At 74.6% G+C, this 6,412-nt stretch carries 5 protein-coding genes and 1 pseudogene; all 6 read right to left on the reverse strand.

All coding sequences use genetic code 11. From position 1 onward, the window contains the following. Positions 1-743: pseudogene (locus EAD98_RS01540) on the reverse strand (thiol reductant ABC exporter subunit CydC); the annotation flags it as partial. Continuing rightward, positions 740-2,416 (reverse strand): thiol reductant ABC exporter subunit CydD, encoded by a 1,677-nt coding sequence (cydD, locus tag EAD98_RS01545; RefSeq protein ID WP_121652293.1) that lies wholly within the window; start codon positions 2,414-2,416, stop codon positions 740-742. The pseudogene EAD98_RS01540 and the gene cydD, both read right to left, overlap by 4 nt. Further along, positions 2,413-3,420, reverse strand: a complete 1,008-nt coding sequence (locus EAD98_RS01550; protein ID WP_121652294.1) for a cytochrome d ubiquinol oxidase subunit II — start codon at positions 3,418-3,420, stop codon at positions 2,413-2,415. The genes cydD and EAD98_RS01550 overlap by 4 nt, the downstream gene beginning before the upstream one ends. 10 nt (positions 3,421-3,430) lie before the next feature. Next, entirely contained in the window at positions 3,431-4,681 is a 1,251-nt protein-coding gene (locus EAD98_RS01555; protein ID WP_121652295.1) for a cytochrome ubiquinol oxidase subunit I, read from the reverse strand. A 312-nt stretch (positions 4,682-4,993) separates the two neighbouring features. Continuing rightward, a complete protein-coding gene (locus tag EAD98_RS01560) occupies positions 4,994-5,899 on the reverse strand; it encodes a M56 family metallopeptidase (protein WP_121652296.1) in 906 nt (301 codons plus the stop codon). Between the two features lie 10 nt (positions 5,900-5,909). After that, a complete protein-coding gene (locus tag EAD98_RS01565) occupies positions 5,910-6,365 on the reverse strand; it encodes a BlaI/MecI/CopY family transcriptional regulator (RefSeq protein ID WP_121652297.1) in 456 nt (151 codons plus the stop codon). Positions 6,366-6,412: the final 47 nt, after the last annotated feature.

Genomic DNA, 6,412 nt, shown 5'->3' on the forward strand with positions numbered 1-6,412 from the left:
GCGTGCAGGGCGGCGTCGGTCGCGCCGAACGCGGCCAGGTCGGCGGCGCCGTGGGTGAGGTCGATCGCGTCGGTGGCCAGCGCGCCGCGCAGGGGGGCCACCTCCGCCGCGTTGCGCCGGGTGACGGCGGTGGCGAGCGCGGGCAACGCCACCCCGGCGATCAGCAGCCCCACGGCGAGCGCCCCGGCGGCCGGCGGCGAGATAAGGGCCGCGCCGGCCACCGCCAGCACGCCGACCAGTGCCGCCGCCGAGCCCGGCACCAGCACCCGCAGCAGGAGATCCTGGACCGCCTCGACGTCGGAGACGAGCCGGCTCAGCACGTCCCCGGAGCGGTGTACGGCGGTGCGGCGGGCGGAGAGGGTGGCGAAGACCCGGGCCCGGACGTCGGTGATCATGCGGAGGACCGCGTCGTGCCCGGCGAGCCGTTCGGTGTAGCGGAACACGCCCCGGCTGATCGCCAGCGCCCGGACGGCGACGATCGCCACGGTGAGCCGGTCCAGTGGAGGCTGGCCGGCGGCGCTCATCAACAGCCAGGTCGCCGTGGCCATCAGTGCGAGCCCGGCGAACTCGGTGGCGGCGGCGAGCAGTCCCGCGCCCACGAGCCGGCCCAGATACGGCCGCGCCAGACGCAGCACCGTCCGCTCGGCGCTCGCCCGCCCGTCCGGGACCGCGCCGACCACCGTTTCCGGTGCCTCGGCCAGTGGGCCCGGCCCGTCGGCCGACGGCTCAGGTGCCGCGTTCATCGGGTCGCCTTCCCGGTCGGCTCGGGCGTCAGCTCGGTGACCCGACCGTCCTCGATCCGCAGGATCCGGTCGGCGTCGGCCAGTAGCGCCGGCCGGTGCGCGACCAGCAGCGCGGTCCGCCCGGTGACCAGCCGGCGGGTGGCGTCGAGCACCACGGCCTCGGCCGCGGTGTCCAGTCGGGCCGTGGGCTCGTCGAGCAGCACCACCGGGGCGTCCCGGAGGAACGCCCGGGCCAGGGCCACCCGTTGCCGCTGCCCGCTGGAGAGCCCGTGCCCACGTTCGCCGAGCAGCGTCTCCAGCCCGTCCGGCAGGCCGGCCACCACGTCGTCCAGGGCCGCGTCGTGCACCGCGGTGGCGAGCGCGTCGGGTGGGGTGTCCGGCGCGCCGAGCCGGATGTTGTCGGCCAGCGAGGCGGCGAAGAGATGGGCCCGCTGCGGCACCCAGGCGAGCTGGCGGCGCCAGGCGGCCGGGTCCGCGGCGGCGAGGTCGACCCCGTCGACGGTGACCCGGCCGCCGGTCGGGGTCACGAAGCCGAGCAGCAGGCCGAGCAGGGTGCTCTTGCCGGCGCCGCTGGGGCCGATGATGGCGATCCGCTCGCCGGGCCGGACGGTCAGGGTCACGTCGCGCAGCGCGGTCGTCCGCTCGTACTCCACGGTCACCGACTCGAAGCGGATCTCGCCGCGCCCGTTCGGGGTGGCCGCGCCCTCGGCGGCCCGGGGTGCGACGGGCGTGGCGGAGACGGTGAGCGCCTCGTCCAACGCGGTGAGCCCCTCCATGCTGGCGTGGAAGCGGCTGCCGGCGGCCCGCAGCGGCAGGTACGCCTCCGGGGTGAGCAGCAGCACCAGCAGCGCGGTCTGCAGGGCCAGACCGCCGCCGAGCAGCCGGATGCCCACCGGCACCGCGACCAGGGCCACGGAGAGGGTGGCGACCAGTTCCAGCACCAGCGCGGAGAGGAACGCGATCCGCAGCGTCTTCATGGTGGCGACCCGGTGCCCGTCGGCCATCCGGCGGACCACCTCGGTCTGCGCCCGGGCCCGGCCGAACGCGCGCAGCGTGGGCAGCCCGGCGACCATGTCCAGGAAGTGCCCGCCCAGCAGGGAGAGCCGCCGCCACTGCCGCTCCGTGGCGGCCTGCGCCTGCCAGCCGAGCAGCGCTCCGAAGACCGGGATCAGCGGCAGGGTCAGTGCGATGATCACCGCCGAGCCCCAGTCGGCGACGACGACCCGGGCCAGCACGGCCACCGGCACCGTCACGCTGAGTACCAGCTGGGGCAGGTATCCGGTGAAGTACGCGTCCAAGGCGTCCAGCCCGCGCCCGGCCAGCGTGGCGAGCTGGCCGGCCCGTTGCCCGGCGACCCAGCCCGGGCCGTGCCGGCCCACCGCGCCGAGCAGGTCGGCCCGCAGCGCGGCCTTGACCGTGGCGGCGAGCCGCGCGGAGACCGTGCCCTGCGCCCAGACCAGCGCTGAACGGGCGGCGACCGCCACCGCGAAGCCGGCCAGCGCGGGCCGGTCCAGGCGGCCGTCGACGGCGGTGGCCAGCACCGCCGCCAGCGCGGTGGCCTGCGCGACGATCAGCCCGGCGGCGAGCACGCCGAGCAGGGCGAGCACGGCGAGATCGCGCCGGGCCGCGGGGACCCGGCGCAGCAGACGCGGGTCGAAGGGACGGCGGTTCACCAGTACACCGGTGCTCTGCCGTCGGTCCGTCCTCGGAAAACCCACCAACACATCGCCTGGAAGCCTAGTAGGGCCGGCAGCAGCGGCAGCGCCACCCAGCCGAGTAGGCGCAGCGTCGGCGCGCTGGCGGCGGCGTCGGCCACCGTCAGCGAGGCGCCCGGGTCCGTGGTGGACACCAGCACGTAGGGCCAGAGGGCCGCGCCGACCAGCGCCACCGGCAGCGCCAGCGCCGCGCCGGTGGCGACCAGGGCCCACCCCGGCCGCCGTAGGGCCAGCGCCGCGCGGGCCGCCAGCAGCGCCGCAGCCAGCAGCAACGGCAGCAGTACGGCCACCGCCGGCCGCTGGACGGCGTCGCGTACCCGGGCGGAGAGCAGCCCCACGACGGTGGCCAGGGCGACCGCGCTGAGCGCCACCGGCACCAGCCGCCGGGCCAACCGGCCGACCACGGCGGCGTCGGCGACCGGCAGCCGCAGGGTGAGGAACGTCGCACCGTGCACCGCGACCAGGGCGAGCATGGCCAGGCCGGCGGCGGCCGCGAACGGGGTGGCCAGGTGCGACACCCCGGCGACGTGCCCGTCGGCCTCGCGGGGCACACCCTGCAACAGCGCGGCCAGCAGCACGCCCCAGCCCAGCGCGGCGAGCACACTGCCGACCACCACCACCCGGTCCCAGCGGGCGCGGACCCGTTCGTCGGTCGGGCGGCTGCGCAGTTGCACGCCCGCGGTCACCAGGACCACACCGACCAGCGCGCCGGCGACCGCCGGGTAGCACCCGGAGAGCAGTTCGCCCTCCAGCACCGGAAAGGCTCCGAAGAGGATGCCCACGGCGGCCACCAGCCAGACCTCGTTGCCGAGGAAGAACGGGCCGAGCGCCGTGAGGGTGGCCCGCCGCCCGGCCGGGCCACCGCCGCGGGCGAGTAGCAGCCCAACGCCGTAGTCGTAGCCGGCGAGCACCAGGTAGGCGCCGAAGAAGAGGCCGAGCAGGGCGTACCAGGCGAGGTCCACGGTGATCTCCTCAGGCGAGGGCGGGTTCGGGGTGGGCCGGCTCGGTCGGCGGTGCCGGCGGGCGGCCGAGCGGCGGGTCGGCCGCGCCGCGGGCCGCGTGCCGGGCGAGCAGCACCCAGTTGGTGACGGCGAGGGTGCCCAGCAGCAGGCTGAAGCCGATCAACGAGGTGAGCATCACCGGTGCGCCGACCGGGGAGACCGCCTGGTCGGTGGGGAGCAGCCCGTACGCCACCCAGGGCTGGCGGCCGACCTCCCGGGCGATCCAGCCGAGGATCACGGCGACGAAGGGCAGCGGCAGGGCGAGCAGGACCAGCCAGAGCGGGAAGCGCAGCCGGATGACCCAGTCCCGGAAGAGCAGCGGGAGCAGCAGCCAGACGCAGCCGAGCGTGAAGCCGATCAGGATCATGAAGCCCAGCCCGACGCTGGCCAGCACAGGTGGGGTGTAGTCGCCGGGGCCGAACCGGGCCGTCCACTCGGTGATCAGCGCCTGGGCCTCCGGGCCCTGGCCGAACTTGGTCGGCTGCACCTCTCCGACCGGCCCGAACTGGGCGAAGCCGAAGCCCTGCACCAGGGTGATCGCCAGGGCGGCGGTGACCAGACCGACCCTCAGCGAGGTGCGGAAGAGCACGAAGTCGGGGGTACGCCGGATCAGGTGCCAGGCGCTGACCGCCGCCATCAGCATCCCGCCGACCAGCAGCGCGGCCGAGACCACGTGCCCGAACGCCATGCCGAGGCTGGGGTTGGTCAGCAGCGCGCCGAAGTCGGTGAGGTGGGCGATTCCGTCGCGGACCTCGTACCCGACCGGGTTCTGCAACCAGGAGTTGGCCACCAGGATCCAGAACGCCGAGGCGTACGCGGTGAGCGCCACGCCCCAGAGCAGGGCCAGGTGGACGCCCTTGCGGAGCCGGTGCCAACCGAAGATCCACATCCCGAGGAACGTGGACTCCAGGAAGAACGCCACCAGCGTCTCGATGGCCAGCGGCGCGCCGAAGACGTTGCCGACGTAGCGCGACAGGCCGCTCCAGTTCAGCCCGAACTGGAACTCCATCACGATGCCGGTGGCGATGCCGAGCACGTAGTTGATCACGTAGAGCTGGCCCCAGTACCGGGTGAGCCGCTCCCACTTCGGGTTGCCGGTGAGCACCCAGGCGGTCTGCATCCCCACCAGCAGGGTGACCAGCCCGAGCGTCACGACCACGAACAGGAAGTGGATCGAGGTGGTGGTGGCGAACTGCAGGCGGGCGAGGAGCAGCGTGTCCATGACCGGCCCTCCGTAGGTTGGCTCCCTTGTCGTAGCCACCCTACATGTAGCTACGCTACAAGTTATCTACTACGTCGTGTCGTAGACAACTCTACGACACAACGTAGTAGGTGTGGGTTGAAGGTGGGGGATTGCTCGATCATGGATGTAGTTGCCTCGCGGTCGGGGGATGCCACTCGATCCTGGATCGAGCGTGATCTTGACGCAGTCACCCCGAGGTGGGCCGAGGCAGGCAGGGCGAGGCGGGCAGACCGAGGCAGGGCGAGGCGGCAGGGCGAGCCCGGTCCTGGTGCAGGAGGGCCGCGGCTGAGGTCAGTTCAGGAACAGGGTGATCGGAAGGGCGACCAGCGTGGTGGCGACCGCGAGGGCGGTGGCGCCGAGCACCCGGGGCGGCCGGTCGCTGACCAGCAGCCGCTGTACGCGTACGTCCAGGTCGCGGTCGCCCATGCCCAGCGCGCCTGCCGGGGTGATCCGGTGACCGGCGGCGGCGAACCGGCGCAGCGCGCCCGCCAGCGGCGCGTCGGCGTGCAGCTCGCGCGCCTTGTCGTCGGCGCGCATCTCGACCAGCAGGGCGACCCGCTCGTGCGCGTCGCGGACCCAGCGGAACCACGGCAACGCGCGGCAGAGCGCGGTGAACGGCAACAGCACCAGGTCGTGCCGCTCGTGGGCGTGCGCGCGCTCGTGGCTGAGCACGGCGGCGAGTTCGGCCCGGTCCAGCAGGCTCAGCGTGCCCGCGCTGACCACGACCTGCGGCTTCACCCCCGGCAGGCAGTACGCGGCCGCGCTCGGATGGTCGAGCACCAGCGCGCCGGGCGCGGCCGGGTCGTTCCGGGCGACCAGGGTGAGCAGGTCCCGGTGGCGGCGCTGGGCGCGTAGCGTGCCGTGGATGCTGCGCACGGTCGTGGTGACCAGCACCGCGCCGATGCCGAAGCCCACTCCCACGCTGGCCAGATGGAAGGCGGTCACCCCGACCGGCAGCGTGCCGTGGGCGAGGTCGTTGGCCAGGGCGAGCAGGGCGCTCCCGGTCGGCAGGTCGTAGGCGGCCAACCCGAGCGCCATCGGCAGGCCCATCGCCGAGAGGCCCAGCGCCAGTCCGACCGCCTGCCAGCAGACGATCGCCACCCGGGGACTGCGCCACGTCCAGGTGGAGCTGGCCAACCCCTGAGCGGTCAGATAGCACGCCAGCATGGTGGCGGCGAAGTGCACGGTGTAGGCCATGGCGCGGGCCCTACCGCTCCGCTGCCTCGTCGGCCGGCCGCCGGCTCGGCGGCCCGTCCACCCGGTCGGTCAACTCGGCGCCGGCGGAGTCGGGCCCGGTCAGCCCGGCCTCGCTCCCCAGGGCCGCGCGCAGCACCTCGGCCTCGGTGCCGGTCACCGAGTGGGCGAAGCGCACCAGCGCGGCGTCGCGGCTGCCGCCCAGGTCGAGGGCGTCGAGCATGAGCTGGGCGATGTGCGCCTCGCGGCTGGCCGCCGGCCGGTACCGCCAGGCCCGGCCCTCGCGCTCCCGCTGCACCATGCCCTTGCCGGCGAGCCGGTCCAGCACAGTCATCACCGTGGTGTACGCCAGCTCGCGGCCGTCGAGCGCGTCGGCCACCTCGCGCACGGTCACCCCGTCCGACGTGCCCGGGACCACGTCCCACAGCACGTCCATCACCGCACGCTCAAGATCGCCCAACCGAGTCACCCCGCAATCCTACCCCCGGTAGTAGACCCAAACCCACAAGCCCACCC

This window comes from Micromonospora sp. CV4, from assembly GCF_003667455.1.
Lineage (GTDB): Bacteria > Actinomycetota > Actinomycetes > Mycobacteriales > Micromonosporaceae > Micromonospora.